The sequence below is a fragment of the Clostridium sp. AN503 genome, assembly GCF_040719375.1.
GTDB lineage: Bacteria > Bacillota > Clostridia > Lachnospirales > Lachnospiraceae > Brotaphodocola.
In genome coordinates this window covers 879513-899184 of record NZ_JBFDTP010000001.1, presented here as the reverse complement: position 1 = coordinate 899184, position 19672 = coordinate 879513, and the positions used below count along the sequence as shown (strand labels likewise).

The following is a 19672-nucleotide window of genomic DNA, read 5'->3' as shown; positions in this document are numbered from 1 at the left end:
GATTATGTGAATGATAAAAAGGAACCAGCGGCTGATCAAAAAGCAAATGGAGTATTTGACCAGAGACTGGGAATCTGTTAAGATAATAATGAAAAAGGTGCTGCCGATAGACGGTTAGTCCAAGACGTATCGCAATGATGATTCCGAGAATCTTCAGTACGATGGAGAGCATTTCAAAATCACTCATAAAGCGTGCCCTCCTTTCGGAGATTTCCCTTTACAGGGATTTCTATGTAATCAGAGGGTCCAGTCCCCCTGTTGAAGGACTAACCACCTGCCGTTATGGCGCCAGATCGCATAAAATCAAGGAATTTCACCAAAAGGGCTTGCAAATTCAGGAATTTCCTGTAAAATGAATATGATGCAAAAGATGGGGACATAAACGATGTCCCCTTTTTACTGACGTTATGATCGAAACGGCGGTTTTAGGTAAAGAAAGGTGTTCAAATATGATTAGTGCAAATGGTGTGACCCTTCGGCTGGGGAAGAAGGCATTGTTTGAGGATGTTAATATTAAGTTTACGGAGGGGAACTGCTATGGCATGATCGGTGCTAATGGCGCGGGCAAATCTACTTTTTTAAAGATTTTGTCCGGACAGCTGGAGCCGACCAACGGCGATATTGTGATCACGCCGGGGCAGCGTCTGTCCTTCCTGCAGCAGGACCATTTTAAATATGATGAATTCCCGGTCCTGGATACGGTTATCATGGGCAACCAGAAACTGTATAAGGTTATGAAAGAAAAGGACGCCATCTATATGAAGGAGGATTTCTCCGATGAGGATGGGATCAAGGCGGCAGAGCTGGAAGGCGAGTTCGCGGAGATGAATGGCTGGGAGGCTGAGTCTGACGCGGCGAACCTGTTAAATGGCCTGGGTGTTGAAACGGAGTATCATTATACCCTGATGAAAGATCTGACCGGCGCCCTGAAAGTGAAGGTATTGTTGGCACAGGCACTGTTCGGCAATCCGGATATCCTGCTTCTCGACGAGCCGACGAACCACCTGGATCTGGATGCGATCGCATGGCTGGAGGAGTTTTTGATCAACTTTGAGAATACGGTGATCGTAGTATCCCATGACCGTTATTTCCTCAATAAGGTCTGCACCAATATCGCAGATATCGACTATGGGAAGATCCAGCTCTACGCTGGTAACTATGATTTCTGGTATGAGTCCAGCCAGCTCATGGTGAAGCAGATGAAGGAAGCCAACCGGAAGAAGGAAGAGAAGATCAAGGAGCTGCAGGAGTTTATCCAGAGGTTCTCTGCCAACGCTTCCAAATCCAAACAGGCAACCTCCAGAAAGCGCGCTCTGGAAAAGATCGAACTGGATGACATCAGGCCGTCCAGCCGTAAATATCCGTACATTGATTTCCGCCCGGCCCGTGAGATCGGCAATGAGGTATTGACGGTTGATAACCTGTCCAAGACCATCGATGGTGAAAAGATCCTGGACGGTCTCAGCTTTACGCTGACCCGTGAGGATAAAGTGGCTTTGGTAGGGCCGAATGAGCGTGCCAAGACGGTTCTGTTCCAGATCCTGGCCGGTGAGATGGAACCGGATGAAGGAAGCTATAAGTGGGGGCTGACCACGACCCAGTCCTACTTCCCGAAGGACAACAGCGCGGAGTTTAACAACGATGATACGATCGTGGACTGGCTGACCCAGTATTCACCGGAGAAGGATGCGACCTATGTGCGCGGCTTCCTGGGACGTATGCTGTTTGCGGGCGAGGACGGCGTGAAGAAGGTAAAGGTCCTGTCCGGTGGTGAGAAGGTGCGCTGTATGCTTTCCAAGCTGATGATCTCCGGCGCCAATGTGCTGATGTTAGACGAGCCGACGGATCACCTGGATATGGAGTCTATCACTGCGCTGAACAATGGGCTGGTGAAGTTCCCGGGTGTTTTGATCTTCTCCTCCCGTGACCATCAGATCGTGCAGACCACAGCAAACCGGATCATGGAGATCGTCAATGGACAGCTGATCGATAAGATCACGTCTTATGATGAGTATCTGGAGAGCGATGAGATGGCGAGAAAACGTTATGTGTTCTCGGTATCTGAGAAGCAGGAAGAAGATAACTGATAGCCGCAGAGATATACGGGCATACAAACTATAAAAATGCATGTAAAAAGGACAGTTATGGCTGATTTCATATTATTTATGAAATATCGGCCAGCTGTCCTTTTTCGTGGTCTACAAGATTATTCATAGTGGTTATTCCTGAAAAATCCTTTCGATTTTTTGCTGTGCAGCCTGCTCATCTCTTCCATCAAAGAAAAATAGCAGCGATTTGCTGCGCGTCTGTAAGTTGCGGATCATCTCATCATAACACTTCACATTCACCTGACTGTCGTCGCATTTGACATAGATCTCGCAGTCAAAGGAATTGGCAGCGTTGATGAGAAATGAAATGGGTACTGGACTGTACCGTTGACAAGTATCAATCTGTCTGGTTATCATCTTCCCGACCCCCTTCTTAAACGGGATAATACCCTACAGTACAACAAACAAGGTAGTTACAGAAGGACGTAAAAGCTTTTTATGTCTTTATGAGTTTAGTGTAACACAGTCAAAGTAAGAAAACAAGCATAAAAATATTAAAAATACATAAAAGTTCCCTCCATCTGTCGGTAAAATTTCGACATTTTTGGTAAATATGTATAAAAGAATACACATTTACCGACAGTGATGGAGGGAACTGCTGATTAGAATTGATGTCCTGGCTGTGTCATGGCAAGGAGGTCCAGGCCATGTTTCAGTTGTTCTTCCGTCAGCAGATGGGAGCTTATAACCAGTTCCCGCACTGGAATACCGGTCTCCAGTGACTGCTTGGCAATGTCTGCGGATTTTTTGTAACCAATATAAGGACAGAGGGCTGTCGCCAGGGATACGCTGGATTCCACCAGCTGTTCGCAGCGTTTGCGGTTTGCGGTGATGCCTGAAATACAGTTGTCGATCAGGGTCCGGATCGCTCCGGTCATGGTATCGATGGATTCAAAAATACTGTAAAATACAACAGGCTCAAAGGCGTTAAGCTCCAGCTGTCCCGCCTCGGCTGCCATGGTGACGGTCATGTCGTTTCCGATAACAAGGAAAGCTACCTGGCTGACTACCTCCGGGATGACTGGATTGATCTTGCCTGGCATGATGGAGGAACCGTTCTGCTTCGGCGGTAGATTGATCTCGCCGATACCAGTCCTGGGGCCGCTGGATAAAAGCCGCAGGTCGTTGCAGATCTTGGAAAGGTTCACTGCACAGGTTTTCAGCGCGCCGGAGGTATGTACGAATCCATCCAGGTTCTGGGTGGCGTCAAATAAATCCTCCGCCTGGGCGCAGTTGGTCCCGCATACCAGATTGATATTCTTGATAATGTGGAACAGGTAAATTGGGTTTACGTTAATGGCGGTACCTACCGCAGTCGCACCGATATTTAAGAGCCGCAGTTCCTCTTCTGTCTGGGAAAGCCGCTTGATATCGCGGGCGATCACGGCTGCGTAGGCTTCAAAGGACTGTCCGAGACGGATCGGTACGGCGTCCTGAAGCTGAGTGCGGCCCATCTTGACTACGTCGTCGAACTCCACAGCTTTATCCATCAGGGTGCGGTGCAGGCGCTCCAATTCGCTGATCAGACCGGGCATCAGCTCCATGATGGTGAGTTTGCCGGCACAGGGGATAACATCATTGGTAGACTGGGCCATGTTCACATGATCGTTGGGATGGACGATGGAATAGTCGCCTTTTGTCCCGCCGAGAAGCTCGATGGCGCGGTTGGCAATGACCTCGTTGGCATTCATGTTGGCGGAGGTGCCGGCTCCGCCCTGGATGGCATCTACGATGAACTGATGATGCAGCTTGCCGGAAATGATCTCGTCGCAGGCAGTTACGATCGCCTGGCCGATGGACTCATCCAGCACATGAGCAGCCATATTGGTGTAGGCCGCCGCCTTTTTGATCCGTGCAAGATTATTGATAAAGGCTGGGTGAAGAGGGCGTCCTGTGATGTTGAAATTGAGTTTTGCACGCAGGCTCTGGACTCCGTAATAAGCCTTGGCGGGAACTTCCATGGTGCCGATGGAATCGGCCTCGGTACGAGTAAGCATAATTTTTGCCTCCCAATATCTTTAGATTTCCTGTAAAAAGAGTATTCTATAATTGGAACATATCACTTTTACAGAAGAAAGTAAATAGATATCAAAAAATCTATATTTCTTAATAAAATAAAGTGAAAACATTATTTTGTTAAGATGAATAACATTATTTGTTTATATTATTAAGCAATAAGCGCCTTCTTTTCATTTTCAGACAATCATGTTATACTATTACTGCTGAAGAAAACGACATGGACAGGAGTGGAATATGAGTCTGGTTACGATAGAACATCTGACAAAATCATATACAGAGCGTTTGTTATTTGATGATACGGCATTCAGCCTCAACGAGGGGGAAAAGGTCGGCCTGATCGGGATCAACGGTACGGGGAAATCTACCCTGTTAAAGATCGTTGCAGGGCTGGAGGAGCCGGACGGGGGAAGCGTGGTGCGCAGAAGGAATCTCTATATCCGGTATCTGCCGCAGATCCCGGAGTTTACAGATGGGGACTCGGTGCTTGACAGTATTGTGCGGGACAATCAGGCGGAGCCGCATTTTACCTCCCGGGAGGAGATGGAGGCAAGTGCGAAGACGATCTTGACGCAGCTTGGTATCTACGACTTTGATGCAAAGGTAGAGACGCTTTCGGGAGGACAGAGGAAGCGGGTGGCGTTGACCAGCGTACTGCTTTCCACCGCAGATCTGTTGGTCTTGGACGAGCCGACCAACCATTTGGACAGTGAGATGGCGGATTGGCTGGAGGACTATTTGAAAAAGTTCCGGGGAGCTTTGCTTATGATCACTCATGACCGGTATTTCCTGGACAGCGTGACCAACAGGATCGTGGAGTTGGACAAGGGAAAGCTGTACAGCTATCAGACGAATTATGAAGGGTTTGTTAAGCTTAAAGCAGAGCGGATGGATATGGCGGAGGCGACGGAGCGGAAGCGCCAGTCTATCTTAAAGACAGAGCTGGAGTGGATGCAGCGCGGCGCCCGCGCCCGTTCTACCAAGCAGAAGGCACATATCCAGCGGTATGAGGCGCTGCGGGATATGGATGCGCCGGAGCTTGATAAACAGGTGGAACTGGAGTCTGTCTCAAGCCGTCTCGGAAGGACGACGGTGGAGGTGGAAAACCTCTGCAAGTCCTATGGGGACAAGGTGCTGCTCAAGGATTTCTCTTATATTTTCCTGAAAAATGACAGGATTGGGATCATTGGTCCGAACGGCAGCGGGAAATCCACTCTGATGAAGATGATCGCCGGATGGGTGGAGCCGGATTCGGGGATCATCAACATCGGACAGACTGTTAAGATGGGGTATTTTTCCCAGGAAAATGAGGCCATGGACGAGAGCCTTAAGGTCATCGATTATATTAAGAATGTGGCGGAATATGTACAGACCAGGGACGGCAGCGTCAGCGCCTCCCAGATGCTGGAGCGGTTCTTGTTTCCGGCCAGCGTACAGTATACTGCGATCAGCAGGCTGTCCGGAGGGGAGAAGCGGAGGCTGTATCTGCTGCGCATCCTGATGGACGCGCCCAATGTGCTGCTGCTTGACGAGCCGACCAATGATCTGGATATCCAGACGCTGACGATCCTGGAGGATTATCTTGACAGTTTCCAGGGGATTGTTATCGCAGTTTCCCATGACCGGTATTTTCTGGACCGGATGGTGAGGCGGATCTTTGCTTTTGAGGGCGGCGGAGCCGTGGCCCAGTATGAGGGCGGGTTTACGGACTATCAGGTGGCGTATTCGCAGAAGCATCCTGAGGCGGCGGAGAGCGGACCATCCCGCAGCGGCCTGCGGGGGACGGACGGCGGCAAAAATGGAGCCAAGGGCAGCGGAGAGCTGGCGGAATCCGGTGAGAATGCGTCTTCCCAGGACTGGCGTGTACACCAGAAGAAGCTGAAATTTTCCTATAAGGAACAGCGGGAGTGGGATACCATAGAGGCTGATATTGCCGCTCTGGAGGATGCAGTAGCGGGACTGGATGACCAGATAGCAGAGTCCGCCACGAATTATGGGAAGCTGAACCAGCTCATGGCTGAGAAGGCGGAGAAGGAAGCGCAGCTGGAAGAAAAGATGGAGCGGTGGATGTATTTAAATGAGTTGGCGGAGCAGATCGCCGCCCAGTCATGACAAAAACGTGGTAAACATTAAAAATAAGTTATTGACTTTAGCTCATTAAATTGCTATAATTTTCTACGATACGTTGAGAGCAATGAGGCTCTGCCAGGAGAGGCAGGGTCTTTTTGTTTTTAATTCACAGGAAATGACGTCCTGTGGATCAAAAACGCTCCGCGCGGCAGTTCCGCAGGCGGAACTCTTTGTTTCACGAGTAGGAACAGAAGAATGTTAGAATAAGGAGGATTATGAAAATGTCTTATGTTGACGAGATCTATGCAAAAGTAGTAGAGCAGAATCCTGGAGAAGCAGAATTCCATCAGGCAGTGAAGGAAGTTCTGGATTCCTTAAAGCTGGTGATTGACGCCAATGAGGAGAAATACCGCAAGATGGCGCTGCTGGAGCGCATTGTAGAGCCGGAGCGCATTATTTCCTTCCGTGTGCCGTGGGTAGATGACAACGGACAGGTACAGGTGAACAAGGGATACCGCGTGCAGTTCAACAGTGCGATCGGACCGTACAAGGGCGGGCTGCGTCTGCATCCGTCTGTCAACCAGGGCATTTTAAAATTCCTCGGTTTTGAGCAGGTATTTAAAAACTCCCTGACGGGACTTCCCATCGGCGGAGGTAAGGGCGGTTCCAACTTTGACCCGAAGGGCAAGTCCGACAGAGAGGTGATGGCATTCTGCCAGAGCTTCATGACGGAGCTTTTCAAATACATCGGGGCCGACCAGGATGTACCGGCAGGCGACATCGGTGTAGGTGCAAGGGAGATCGGATATCTGTACGGACAGTATAAGCGTCTGACCGGCCTGTATGAGGGCGTTCTGACCGGCAAGGGCTTAAATTACGGCGGGTCCCTGGTGAGGACCCAGGCTACCGGTTACGGCCTGGTGTATATCCTGGACGAGATGTTGAAGCACAACGGTAAGGAGCTGGCTGGCAAAACGGTTGTCATCTCCGGTTCTGGTAACGTGGCGATCTATGCTACCGAGAAAGCACAGCAGCTTGGCGCGAAGGTTGTGGCGCTGAGCGACTCCAACGGTTATATCTATGACAAGGACGGCATTAACCTGGATGTGGTCAAGGAGATCAAGGAAGTACGTCGCGGACGGATCAAAGAGTATGTGGATGCTGTTCCGGGAGCAGTCTATACGGATGGCAGAGGCATCTGGACGGTGCCCTGTGATATCGCGCTGCCATGTGCTACCCAGAATGAGCTGAACTTAGACGATGCAAAGACGCTGAAAGCAAACGGCTGCTTCGCAGTGGCAGAAGGCGCCAATATGCCGACCACCAGAGAAGCTACCGAGTTCATTCAGGCAAACGGTATGCTGTTCATGCCGGGTAAGGCTGCCAACGCAGGCGGCGTAGCTACCTCCGCGCTGGAGATGAGCCAGAACAGCCAGAGGCTTTCCTGGACTGCGGAAGAAGTGGACGCAAAGCTGAAGGGTATCATGGGGAATATCTTTGCAAAAGCGGATGATGCAGCAAGACGCTATGGCGTGGAAGGCAACTACGTAGCTGGCGCCAATATCGCAGGCTTTGAAAAAGTTGTGGATGCGATGATGGCACAGGGAGTTGTATAAGGGATCTGCACTAAAATATGGATACAGGCTGTACAAGGCTGGATGAATGCCTGTACGGCCTGTGATAAAAAGAATGCCGCAAAACAATGAGTATGAATGAGTATTCATTGTCTGCGGCATTTCTGGTATAGTGATATGGTATCGGTCAAATGGAGATCAGGACGCCCGGTGTGCGGCAGTATGCTGAAAACCTGTGAGTTCCTGGCCTGACAGTTCCTCGCTCTGGATGATGTTCTCTATGTCGTCATCCTGTGGATAAAAGCGGTTGGTGTCAAGAAAGTGGTCTAAAATATCAGCCATATGGTAACCAAAAAAGAATATAAATACAAAAGTACCGACCAGCAGAATTCCTGACATATCATCACTCCCTTTCCTGAAATCTGGAAACTTAACCCATGTTATCTTTTATCTAATTTTATTATAGAACATGGCGCATTAGTTTGGGGTTGGGGTTTTTGCATTCATGTTAAGATGAGATTAAGATTTGAAATAAAATCAGGAACATTTACTGAATTTAATATAATCTTAATGCCTAAACGCAGGGCCTGTTCACATAGAAGAAAATAAATATGTTATAATCTAGGAAAACAGCAGGGATTGGGGAAGAAAATACAGTTTAGATCAGGAGAACAGAGGGAGAGGGCAGCGATATGGAAAGAGGTGGGAGGACAGCCCGGTTTCATAGGAGCGAGCGGATGACACTGGTGGCAGACATTGTAAAGAGCCTGCTGCTCTTGGCAGCGGCAACCGGGGTAGGTATGGTATTCCGGCATATGGATATGTCGGATTCCAATATGGTCATGGCATATATTATCGGCGTACTGCTGACTGCAGTCGTCACCTCTAAAAAGATCTACAGCCTGATCTCATCCGTGGTCAGCGTGCTGGCCTTCAACTATTTTTTTACAGTGCCTTATTTTACCCTGAAAGCATACAGCGATGACTATCCAGTCACCTTCCTGACTATGTTTCTGACAGCGTTTATTACCAGTACCCTGGCGGTTCAGATGAAACAGCAGATGAAGGCTTCGTCCGAAGCGGCGTTTAGGACTCAGATCCTTTTGGAGACGAACCAGATGATCCAGCAGAAGAGCGACCGGCGCGAGATGGTATCGGTAGTTGCAGGACAGCTGGTGAAGCTTTTAAAACGGGATATCGTGATATATCTTGTGGAGGAGGGGGGACTTTCGGAAGCGTTCTGGTTCCCGGCAAAGCTTAAGGAGGGGGAAGAGTCCCTGGAAAAAAAGATGCTCCAGAAGGCGGAGTATACCAGCGAGAGCGAACGGGCGGCAGCCCTGTGGGTATACCAGAACAAGGAAAATGCAGGAGCCACCACCGATAAAATGAGCGACGCCTCTTGTCTGCATCTTGCGATCCGGTCAGGTGATAAAGTGTATGGCGTGGTTGCGATCCCGGTGCCGGGAGCAGCGGAAGAGCTGGAATCGTTTGAATACAGTATTACGCTCTCGATCCTGGGTGAATGCGCCCTGGCGCTGGAGAAAGAGGAGGCGCTGCGGGCCAGGGAGGAGAGCGCCCTGTTAGCGAAAAATGAGCAGCTTCGTGCCAATCTGCTCCGTTCCATTTCCCACGACCTGCGGACGCCGCTGACCACGATCACGGGCAATGCTGGCATCCTGCTGGCAAATGCGGATGATATGGACGGGGCCAGCAGAAGGCAGCTCTATGAGAACATTTACGATGACTCCCTGTGGCTGATCAACCTGGTGGAAAACCTGCTGTCCGTCACCAGGATCGAGGACGGCACCATGCAGCTCCATCTCTCCACGGAGCTGATCGACGAGGTGATCACAGAGGCGCTCCAGCATGTGAACCGGAAGAAGGAAGAGCACAAGATCACGGTGCAGCCTTCGGAGGATTTCCTGCTGGTGAAGATCGACGCCAAGCTGATCATGCAGGTGATCGTCAATATCGTGGACAATGCCATAAAGTACACGCCGCCCGGTTCAGAGATCCGGTTATCCGCATTCCGTCAGGACGGAAAAGTGGTGGTGGATATAGCGGACAATGGGAATGGGATCCCGGATGAGGCAAAGGAGCGGATCTTCGACCGGTTCTACGTGGTGGAGACCGGTGTGGTGGACAGCCGCCGGAGCTTAGGACTGGGCCTGTCTCTGTGCCGCACGATCATCACGGCCCATGGAGGCGGGATCAAAGTATTGGATAATCAGCCCAAAGGGGCATTATTCCGGTTTACGCTGCCGGAGGAGGAGGTAACCTTACGTGAATAAATCAATGGTACTGGTTGTGGAGGACGATGCCGCCATCTGCAACCTGATAGCAACAACCCTGGAAACCCATAATTATAAATACCGCACTGCCGGCAATGGTGAGAATGCGATCCTGGAGGCCGTATCCCACAACCCGGATGTGATGCTCTTAGACCTGGGCCTGCCGGATATGGATGGTGTGGAGGTCATAAGGAAGGTGCGCACCTGGTCGAAAATGCCGATCATCGTCATCAGCGCCCGCAGTGAGGAGACTGACAAGATCGAGGCGTTGGATGCGGGGGCGGATGATTATCTGACGAAGCCGTTTTCGGTGGAGGAGCTGCTGGCAAGGCTGCGGGTGACGTTCCGCAGGCTCAGCTATATGGCGGCCGATGGGGCGGGCGACAGCTCTGTTTTTGAAAATGGAGATCTGCGGATCGATTACGCGTCCTGCTGCGTATTCTTAAAGGATACGGAACTGCATCTGACGCCGCTTGAGTACAAGCTTTTGTGCCTTCTGGCAAAGAACGTGGGAAAGGTCCTGACCCACTCCTATATCACGCGGGAGGTGTGGGGCAGCTCCTGGGACAATGACGTGGCTTCGCTGCGGGTGTTTATGGCGACACTGCGCAAAAAGATCGAGAAGGACCCGTCCTCGCCCCAGTATATCCAGACCCATGTGGGGATCGGGTACCGGATGCTGAGGGTGTAAATGGGTCCGTTTCCGCATTTTGCAGCGGCGGCGGGCGTGGGACGGGGGACGGGGAATCGGACAGCAGGTTTTTGTTCCGGTTTCGGCCATAAGTGACTGTAAGCCTCCGGGATTTTCTTAAATGCCTGACAGGGAAAGGGGCAACTCGCTGTCGCTCAGACAACCCCTTTCTCTGTCAGAACAGAAAATCCCGGAGGCTAACAGTCTCTAATGGCCTGCAAAGTCACAAAAACCTTGCTGTCCGATTCCCCGTCCCCCGTCCCATGCCCGCCGCCGCTGCAAAATGCGGAAACTACGGGACTGGCGTATGGGGGAATGGCGGGGAAGGAAACGGTTGGGAAAAGGGCAAGGTGGGTTTGTTATTGAAAAATAGTTGGTCATGGGTTATAATGCATACAAAGAGCGGGGCGGAGGTGTTTCTTCGCCTTTTCTTTAACTTTATGAAGGCGGTCAAAAGTAAGAAAAGTAAGAAGGTGACAGGATGCACAGGTTTTTGAGAAGCATTGGATTCAGCACATACCAGAAGAAAAGAGAGATAGAGAAGCTGCTTGCGGAGCTGGAACAGACGGGAACGCGGCGGCGGATACAGATAGATACGGATACCAACCTCTGTGAGGTCAGGGCGGAAGTGGCGCCGGGGATGGGTTTGGTGATGATGGGAGAGACAGATGAGCACGGCGTGTTTAAACGGGAGTATTATTATCCGTACCTGGCAGGAAGCGATGTGTCGTCCACTGCCGACTGTTCCATCCAGCGTCACACGGAGAAGGAAACGTACGCGGGGCTTTTGGATGAATACCGTGTAGGGATATCCCTGATCTTTTATCTGGAGAACGGATTTGAGTACCGGGAGAGGAAGCTGGACAGGATGTCCAGAAAGGTGGAGTCGGTGAACTTGACGGGGCTTGCCATGGAGGGCAAGATCCTGCTTCCCCTGCACAAGACCAGGAAGCAGATCGAGATGGCGCGGGTTGCCACCAAGGACCGCAACAGCCTTTTGGAGGCTGCCAAGAATGGCGACGAGGACGCCATGGAGACGCTGACCATCGAGGATATTGATATGTATTCTCAGATATCCAGGCGGGTGATGAAAGAGGATATCTATTCCATCGTGGATTCCTGTTTTATGCCCTGCGGGATCGAGTGTGACCAGTATTCGGTCATAGGCGAGATCACCCGTATTGATGTGAAGCAGAACCGCGTAACCGGCGAGGAAGTATATGACCTGACTCTTGACTGCAACGATATGGTATTCCATGTGGGCGTTGCGAAAAGGGATCTGGTGGGAGAGCCGAGGGTGGGACGCAGATTTAAGGGGCAGATCTGGATGCAGGGCGCAGCAAGGTTTGTGGAGCAATAATAAGGTTATATAAAGGGATAGGGTACGGCGATAACCGTACCCTACATTGTTGTTGTTTTCCTGGTCGCTGAAGTATCGCATACTCAACTGGGGTATATACTATTCCGGTCTCCGGATCAAAAGCGTGCATATGGTTCCCAGCAGAACCGCAACGATCATAATGACAAAAATACTCAGATATGTGCCTTGCCTGTCATAGATCATGCCAGCCAATGTTCCCCCAAAGGAAGACAGGATCAAATTCATATTGATGATCGAAAAATTCACCGGATAATATCTGCTTCCATAAAACGAGAGAATAAAAGCGGAATTTGTCGGGGTCACGCCTCCGTAAGATAAGCCAAAACAGATAAAACTCACAATTAAAATCGGGAAGCTTCCTGTCTTCAGCCCCAGAATCGTAACCAAAACCGAGATAAGATACATGGCGTTATTCAAAAGCATATTCTTCCGATAGCCCAGTTTGTCAAACAGTCCGCCAAATAAAACCCTTCCCGCTCCATTAAAAACAGAGATCATTCCCACTGCTGTCGCAATGGTATTGGCAGAACTCCCCGGCGCTACCTCCAGCACAATGCCGCCCGCCTGTGCGATCAAAGCCAGCGCTGAGGAACCCAGAAGGATTGTCCAGACAGCGTAGAACCAAAAGGAAGAGGTTTTCAGCATAGCCATGGTTTTTATGTCTCTCGTCTGCGTCTTTTCTGACGCCCCTTTCCCAGCCGAAGCGACTGGGGCCACAAAATCTTTTTCCGGCTGCCGGATAAAAGTTCCCGCCATGACCAGTACCACAAAAACAATGATTCCAAACAGCCGGAAGAGCTGTCTCCAATCAGCCATTCCTGCCGATAAGACTGCCGCATACACTTTTCCGATCAGAAAGCTGCCGATTCCAAACCCCATCAGCAAAAGACCGGAAACAGTACCCTGTCGGTCCGGAAACCATTTAAGTACCGTTCCGATCACTGCGTTATAGGAAAGCCCGGAGGCAAAGCCTCCCAGAATACCAAAGCCGATATAAAGCTGCCACAGGCTTTTTGTTCCAGCCGACAGGAACAAGGCCAGCAGGAACAAGATCGCTGCAATCCCTATGCGTATGCCTGCCTTCAGCCGTTCTGAGACAAGACCGCCCCAAAATCCCCCGATACAAAAACCGCTCATAGTAATTGTAAAGGTCAAGGACAGCTCTCCTTTGGTCCATTGGCTGAATTCAGACGCAATGGGGGCTGACATTACACTCCAGGCATAAACCATTCCGGAAAAAATCAGAATTAAAATTCCAAGAGCGACATAGCCCCATCTGTTTTTTATCTTCATAACTTCATCCTTCCATCGCCCTGCTGTGTGGAGCATACGGTGTTTTCGACACCATATTTCCTGCGAAGCTCCTGCTTTTTTATCTTTCCGGTAGAGCCTCTTGGCACATCTCCAAAGAAAATCTGAACAGGACGTTCATATCGTGGGAGCTGCCCGCAGTATGCGCGCACATCTTCTTTTGTGCAGCTGTATCCTTCCTTTAACTGGATAATCGCACCAGGAACCTCCCCGAGCCGGTCACGGGGAAATCCAATAATAGCCACATCCCTGACCGGTTCAAAATTATGGATGAAATCCTCGATCGGCACAGGATAGATGTTTTCTCCGCCGGAAATGATCACATCTTTTTTCCGATCCACAATGTAGAGCTGACCATCGTCCTTCTTCACAACCATATCGCCGGTGTACAGCCATCCGTCTTCCGTCAGGACTTCTCTGGTCGCCTCAGGATTCTTATAATACCGCATCATCACGCCAGGACCTCTCACGGCAAGCTCTCCTGTGGTATTCACGGGCACCTCCCGGCGTTCACTATCCACGACCCTGCATTCCCAGCCATAACCGGGTATCCCGATCGCACCGGCTTCGCATTCGTTTCCTATGCCTGTATGTACGCAGCCGGGACCTCCGGATTCAGAAAGCCCGTAGCTGGTCTCATATTGCTGTTCCGGGAAATACTCCTTCCATCGCCGGATTGTTGCGATAGGAACCGGCTGCGCGCCGATATGCATCAGCCTCCACTGCTTCATATTGGGATAGTCCGCTAACCGGATGCTCTGCCTGTCCAGGGCATCTAAAATATCCTGGGCCCATGGTACCAAAAGCCACGCAATCGTACATTTTTCCCGGCTTACCGCCTCCAGGATCATATCTGGCTTGATCCCCTTTAAGAGAACCGCCCTGCTCCCTGTGATCAGGCTCCCAAACCAGTGTATGGTAGCGCCCTCATGGTAAAATGGAGGAATACACAAAAAGCAGTCGTCTTTGGTCTGATAGTGATGCGCCTGTTCTACCTGTGCTGAGAATACAAGAGAAGCATGGCTCAGTAAAACGGCTTTTGGATCTCCAGTGGTTCCAGATGAAAAATAAACGGCCGCCGGATCGGATTCCTGAATATCCACGGCAGGATTCCTGCTGGAGCAGTTGTCCGATTCCAAAATAATATTTTCCACGTACTCCGGACAGGGAACATGGGAGTATGCCGGACAATTAACCCCGATAAAAAATCCCATGCGCCTGTCGAACAAGCGCTCCTTGATCTCCTCTATCCGATCCACGATCTCCGGTCCGAAGAGGAACACATTGACGTCAGCCAGCTCCACACAATTCAGGATCATCTCCCCCTGAAACCGGTAGCTCAGCATCACCGCCACAGCGCCCGTTTTTAAAATACCAAAGTAGAGAGGCATCCACTCCAGACAATTTTTCATGATCAGCGCCACATGATCCCCTTTTCCAACACCTCTTGAGATCAGGAAATTGGCAATCCGGTTCGCTTTTTCATTGAAAACCTCCCATGTGATCTCACGCCGGAATGGTTCCAGGAGTTCTGCTTTATTCCAGGACTGCTGCCTCCATTCCAGCGGATTTTTTGTCTTTACCAGATAGTTCAGTTCAACAAGCGCACCATCCTCCGGCCAGGTTTCTGCATTTTTTTCCAAGTAATCTGTAATCAACATTTTTCTATCCTCAACTGTACTCATCGATATCAGCTTTGCAGGACTGTGCGCCCGCGCTTTACAAACTGTTTTATGGCCACATGGGGAACAGGGTAAACAGGATAATACCGACTACTGTTGCGATTAACGGGGTGATAACCGTAAGCCAGAATACCGGCATGTAGGCATCCTTGTGTGTCTCTCCGCACACACCGTTGATAACCGTAACAACGAAACCATTGTGCGGCAGAGAATCCAAACCTGAGGATGCGATCAGCATCATTCTGTGCAGCACGTTGATATTGATTCCAAGGCCGTCAACAAAGATCGGTTTCAAAATAGGTGCTGCAATGCCCAGTCCGCCAGAGCCGGAGCCGCAGATACCTGCGATCAAAGTGGTTGCCAGTGCAACTGCGACCAGAGGCGGTCCAGGTATATTTTCAATTGCTGAGCAGAGTACCGGAAAACCGACGGCAGCCTTTACAACAGATCCAAAGCCTACCACCGCGGAGGTATTGGCTGCGGCGGATACGGCATTTTTGATCCCGTTTCCGGCGAGCGTCACCGGTCCCTCTTCAGAGGTTTTGTATTTTCTCAGCATGATGTAGGCGAGCAGAGCTCCAAAGGCAACACCAAAGGCTGTGGGGACAAGCTGTTTTCCACCCACCTTTACATTGATCAGTACCAGAGAGATAGCCAGTGGGATCAAGGCGATCCAGCCATTGGGACATACAGCGTCATCATCAAACTTGTCCTGCTCTTTTGCCACAAAGTGCTCCCCCTTCTCCCACGCACGGTTTACCATAACGTTGAGAATGACCAGACCGACCACAAGGGTAACACCTGTACAGATAAAACCAACCGTAGCTCCCGCCATCAGCGAGGTTCCAAATGCATTCTGAAGGACCACGTTCCCTACCTGAGGATTGCCGGGGCCAATGCCGGAGAAGGTACAGCAGGAAAATACAATAACGCCCGGAATGAAACGTCTTGGAATATCTGCCTGCCGGTAAATTTCAAGAGCGATAGGGAATACGGCAAAGCATACAACAAAACCTGCAATACCGCCATAGGTCAGAATACCGATTGCAATGGGAACCGCGATCATGGACGCCTTTTTCCCAAGCAGTCCGATGATCAGCCGTGCGATCGCCTTCGCGCCGTTGGTTTTCTCATACACCTGCCCCATCAGGGCACCGGCTACAAAGATGAGGAAGTTTCCGCCAAAGAATCCGGTAAAGCCGCCCATGTAATTAGTCTGGAGCGCATCGAATGCCGGGATCTGACCGGTCAGGGCGACTACCATGGAGCACACAATTGCAGCCACATATATATTGATGCCCTTCATAACCATGTAAGACAGCAGACACAATGCGGCGATCATGCCAATAATACTTACTATTTCCATATAAGAGCCTTCTTTCCTTTTATTTATTTACCGTAACGGTTTCGCTTCTATTTGTGCACGCCTATTGCCCCGTCTGCCGCCCAGGCTTTGATATCCGCATCTGTATAACCAAGGGACTTCATAACCTCTGCCGTATGCTCACCGATCAGGGGGGCATTCCTATGGGCAATCTCATCCGGTTTTCCAAATTTTACGGGAGTGGAAACGATCAAGTCTTCGGAGCCGTCCCGGTTCTTATATTTGTAGATGAAGTTATTAGCCAGCGCCTGCTCGTCTGTAATTGTATCAATCATATGGTTGATGCGGTCATGGGCAATATCGTGGTCTGTAAGGAGCTGGTCCCACTCGGCATAGTCTTTGCTCAGGAATATCGGATCCAGAATATCCATCAGTTCCTTTTTGTGATGCCTCATGGATTCTTCCGTGTTGAATCTTTCATCCCCGATCAAGTCTGCCCTGCCTACTGTCTCCATGAACGGCGCGTAGAAACGTGCATAATCCAATACCGAGATCATAGTCCATGTGCCGTCCTTACATTTATATGTATTGCGAAGAGGGCTATCCGGATTCAGGCGGCTCTTCGGCCAGTGGTTGCCATGATATTCTGCCTGGATGCAGCATCCGTTGTCCCAGATCGCCTGTCCGTAAAGGGAAACCATGACCTTTTCCCCTTTTCCGGTCTTCATCTGCTGGTAGAGACAGGCAGCCAGCGCACCGGCCAGAGTTCCCGCCGTGCCGAAATCTCCGAGACCGAAAGGCGGTGTCAGCGGAACCTCACCGTTCTCGCAAAGGTCGATCATAGCCCCGGAGCGCGCCCAGAACGCAACGGTATCAAATCCGGGATTGCCCGCTACTGGTCCTTCTGTACCAAATCCGGTTAAGATCCCCCAGATAATATGCGGGTGCTTTTCAGACATGGTCTCATAATCCAGTCCCAGTTTTTTTAAGGCCCGCTCACGGTAGTTGGAAAGAAAGATATTGGCTTCGCCCAGGAGCTTGTCTACCAGTTCCTGACCCCGCGGATCTTTCAGATTCACTGCGATTCCCCGCTTGTTTCCGTCCTTCATCTCTTCATGGGGATTCTGCTCTTCATCTGCCCTCATTCCCAGGGTCGCGCCTGTAAAGCGTCCATTTTCTCCCTGGAGCGGCTCAATCTTAATCACGTCAGCACCCCAGTCTGCAAGCATCTTTGCAGCGGCCGGACCTGCGCCTGCCACTGTAAAATCCACAACCTTCACACCCTCCAACGGTCGATTCGTCATCTTGATTCCTCCTTTTAATTTTTATTTTTAATGCTTATGTCTGTTCTGAAATTCTGCGACCTTTGCTTTTGCAAAATCTGTCTCAGCCAGATATCCGTTTAGATCTGCCTCCAGCTTAAGCCCCTCTTCAAAGCTCATATCCAGGCCTTCATCTACCAGCCTCTTGCATACAGTCAATGCCTCCGGACCATTGCGGATAATCTGTTTCATTACCTTTTCCGCTTCCTGTATCTCCGCACGTTTCTCCACTACACGGTTAAAAATACCCATGCGCAGGCACTCATCGGCGGGTACCTGGCGGGCTGTCAGCAAAAGGTCCTTTGCTGCGCCTGCACCGCAGAGCCTTGCCAGCCGTTGGGTTCCGCCGTAGCAGGGGGCCACGCCTAAATCTGCTTCCGGCATTCCAAACACCGCATCCCAGGAAGCGACCCTTAGATCACAGGCCAGAGCCAGCTCTGCACCGCCGCCCAGGGCGTACCCGTGAATTGCTGCAATAACCGGTTTTTTCAGCCGCTCGATCTTGTTCATCAGCTCCTGTCCATGTACAGACATTTCCACGGTATCCGCAGCTGTTCTTGCCGTGTCGATCTCATTTAAGTCCGTACCGGCCATAAACGCCCTGCCGGCTCCTGCAATGATCACTCCTCCGATATCAGAGTCCTCCTCAACCGCCGTCAAAGCCTCTGACAATTCCTTTTTCATATTGGCGTTCAAAGGATTCAATTCCTTGGGACGATTAAAAGTGATAATGGCATAGCCGTCCTTCTTTTCAAAAATAATGTCTTTGTATTCCATAGCTTACGCTCCTTTTATAGTTTTCTGTTTTTTTCCTCACGGACCGCTTCGATCAGCATCGGCGCTACCTGGAACAAATCGCCGCAGATGCCGTAATCGGCAAACTCAAAAACGGAAGCAGTCTCACTTTTGTTTACTGCGACAATGCATTCAGCATCCTGCATTCCCACCTTGTGCTGGATGGCGCCGGAGATCCCAAGTGCCACATAGAGCTTCGGATGCACCGTTTTTCCTGTCTGCCCTACCTGATGATCGGCAGACAGCCATCCTGAATCCACGGCAACTCTTGACCCGCCTACCACACCGCCAAGTTCGTCTGCCAGTGCCTGGGCCAGTTCCAGTCCTTTTCTTACGTCTTTGGAAATACCCCTTCCCACGGCGACCACGACTTCTGCGCCAATCAGATCCACCATTTTTTTTGCCGCCTTAACAACTTCTACGACCTCTGCTTTGATATCTTCTTTGGTTAGCTCCGGTATAATGCGGGTGATGGTCACCTGCTTTGCTTTTTCCGGATCAAAGGCGGATTTTTTCATAACACCTGGGCGTACGGTCGCCATACACGGGCGGAATCTGGGGCAGATTATGGTCGCCATCAGATGCCCGCCGAAAGCTGGCCGTGTCATCTTCAGATTTTTCTCTTCATAATCCCAGTTCATGCTGTCCACATCCAGAGTGGATGAGTTTCTTAAAAATTCCACATAATTTCTAACATCCACATCCAGATGGGTGCAGTCTGCGCAAAGCCCTGTATGGAGGCGCGCCGCACATCTCGGTCCCAGGTCGCGTCCTATTGTTGTGGCACCTACCAGGAAGATCTCAGGTTTTCGTTCCTGGATCAAATCGCAGAGAACCTTTGTATAGCCATCCGTGGTATAGTCTTTCAGCAGCGGGTGCTCTGCTGCCAGGACCTCATCTGCACCATATCCGCCAAGCTCCTGTACGATTTCGCTTACGTTATCCCCCAGGATCACGCCCACCAGCTTTCCATTCAGTTCATCTGCCAGATCGCGTCCCTTTGACAGCAGTTCAAAATCCGTCGTCATCAGTTTGCTGTCCCTCTGTTCGCAAAATACCCAGACATCTTTGAAAGCAGCAATATCTGAGCTGTCATAATTGGTCATA

Annotated in this window: 15 protein-coding genes; 6 read left to right on the top strand and 9 right to left on the bottom strand. The window is 50.5% G+C overall.

Features of this window, described 5'->3' with window-relative positions; all coding sequences use genetic code 11:
• The first annotated feature begins 449 nt into the window (after positions 1 to 449).
• Complete coding sequence (locus AB1I67_RS04030) at positions 450 to 2087, top strand: ATP-binding cassette domain-containing protein (RefSeq protein WP_367028541.1); 1638 nt, start codon at positions 450 to 452, stop codon at positions 2085 to 2087.
• A 132-nt stretch (positions 2088 to 2219) separates the two neighbouring features.
• Here AB1I67_RS04030 and AB1I67_RS04025 read toward each other — a convergent pair whose 3' ends face one another.
• Positions 2220 to 2465, bottom strand: a complete 246-nt coding sequence (locus AB1I67_RS04025; RefSeq protein ID WP_367028540.1) for an HPr family phosphocarrier protein — start codon at positions 2463 to 2465, stop codon at positions 2220 to 2222.
• A 245-nt stretch (positions 2466 to 2710) separates the two neighbouring features.
• Complete coding sequence (locus AB1I67_RS04020; protein ID WP_367028539.1) at positions 2711 to 4105, bottom strand: aspartate ammonia-lyase; 1395 nt, start codon at positions 4103 to 4105, stop codon at positions 2711 to 2713.
• Between the two features lie 256 nt (positions 4106 to 4361).
• On the opposite strand from AB1I67_RS04020, the gene AB1I67_RS04015 reads away from it, so the two are divergent.
• Both AB1I67_RS04015 and gdhA read left to right on the top strand, forming a co-directional pair.
• The gene (locus tag AB1I67_RS04015; protein ID WP_367028538.1) at positions 4362 to 6236 is read left to right on the top strand and encodes an ABC-F family ATP-binding cassette domain-containing protein; all 1875 of its coding nucleotides are present in this window, start codon (positions 4362 to 4364) and stop codon (positions 6234 to 6236) included.
• 239 nt (positions 6237 to 6475) lie between these two features.
• The gene (gene gdhA, locus AB1I67_RS04010; RefSeq protein ID WP_367029146.1) at positions 6476 to 7810 is read left to right on the top strand and encodes an NADP-specific glutamate dehydrogenase; all 1335 of its coding nucleotides are present in this window, start codon (positions 6476 to 6478) and stop codon (positions 7808 to 7810) included.
• A 156-nt stretch (positions 7811 to 7966) separates the two neighbouring features.
• On the opposite strand, the gene AB1I67_RS04005 is transcribed toward gdhA, so the two are convergent.
• Positions 7967 to 8167 carry a hypothetical protein gene (locus AB1I67_RS04005; RefSeq protein ID WP_367028537.1) on the bottom strand — a complete coding sequence of 67 codons (201 nt, stop codon included), beginning with the start codon at positions 8165 to 8167 and terminating at the stop codon, positions 7967 to 7969.
• A 293-nt stretch (positions 8168 to 8460) separates the two neighbouring features.
• On the opposite strand from AB1I67_RS04005, the gene AB1I67_RS04000 reads away from it, so the two are divergent.
• From AB1I67_RS04000 to AB1I67_RS03990, 3 genes are all read left to right on the top strand, one after another.
• Complete coding sequence (locus AB1I67_RS04000; RefSeq protein ID WP_367028536.1) at positions 8461 to 10059, top strand: DUF4118 domain-containing protein; 1599 nt, start codon at positions 8461 to 8463, stop codon at positions 10057 to 10059.
• Positions 10052 to 10750, top strand: a complete 699-nt coding sequence (locus tag AB1I67_RS03995) for a response regulator transcription factor (protein ID WP_367028535.1) — start codon at positions 10052 to 10054, stop codon at positions 10748 to 10750. The genes AB1I67_RS04000 and AB1I67_RS03995 overlap by 8 nt, the downstream gene beginning before the upstream one ends.
• 493 nt (positions 10751 to 11243) lie before the next feature.
• The gene (locus AB1I67_RS03990; RefSeq protein ID WP_367028534.1) at positions 11244 to 12110 is read left to right on the top strand and encodes a DUF3881 family protein; all 867 of its coding nucleotides are present in this window, start codon (positions 11244 to 11246) and stop codon (positions 12108 to 12110) included.
• 99 nt (positions 12111 to 12209) lie between these two features.
• Here AB1I67_RS03990 and AB1I67_RS03985 read toward each other — a convergent pair whose 3' ends face one another.
• From AB1I67_RS03985 to acrA, 6 genes are all read right to left on the bottom strand, one after another.
• The gene (locus tag AB1I67_RS03985; protein ID WP_367028533.1) at positions 12210 to 13424 is read right to left on the bottom strand and encodes an MFS transporter; all 1215 of its coding nucleotides are present in this window, start codon (positions 13422 to 13424) and stop codon (positions 12210 to 12212) included.
• Positions 13421 to 15103 carry a class I adenylate-forming enzyme family protein gene (locus tag AB1I67_RS03980; protein WP_367028532.1) on the bottom strand — a complete coding sequence of 561 codons (1683 nt, stop codon included), beginning with the start codon at positions 15101 to 15103 and terminating at the stop codon, positions 13421 to 13423. The genes AB1I67_RS03985 and AB1I67_RS03980 overlap by 4 nt, the downstream gene beginning before the upstream one ends.
• Positions 15104 to 15173: 70 nt before the next feature.
• Entirely contained in the window at positions 15174 to 16490 is a 1317-nt protein-coding gene (locus AB1I67_RS03975) for an SLC13 family permease (protein WP_367028531.1), read from the bottom strand.
• A gap of 47 nt (positions 16491 to 16537) precedes the next feature.
• Entirely contained in the window at positions 16538 to 17752 is a 1215-nt protein-coding gene (locus AB1I67_RS03970; RefSeq protein ID WP_367028530.1) for a CoA transferase, read from the bottom strand.
• 27 nt (positions 17753 to 17779) lie between these two features.
• Positions 17780 to 18547 (bottom strand): enoyl-CoA hydratase/isomerase family protein, encoded by a 768-nt coding sequence (locus tag AB1I67_RS03965; RefSeq protein ID WP_367028529.1) that lies wholly within the window; start codon positions 18545 to 18547, stop codon positions 17780 to 17782.
• A gap of 14 nt (positions 18548 to 18561) precedes the next feature.
• Positions 18562 to 19671 carry an acryloyl-CoA reductase electron transfer subunit beta gene (acrA, locus tag AB1I67_RS03960; RefSeq protein ID WP_367028528.1) on the bottom strand — a complete coding sequence of 370 codons (1110 nt, stop codon included), beginning with the start codon at positions 19669 to 19671 and terminating at the stop codon, positions 18562 to 18564.
• Position 19672: the final 1 nt, after the last annotated feature.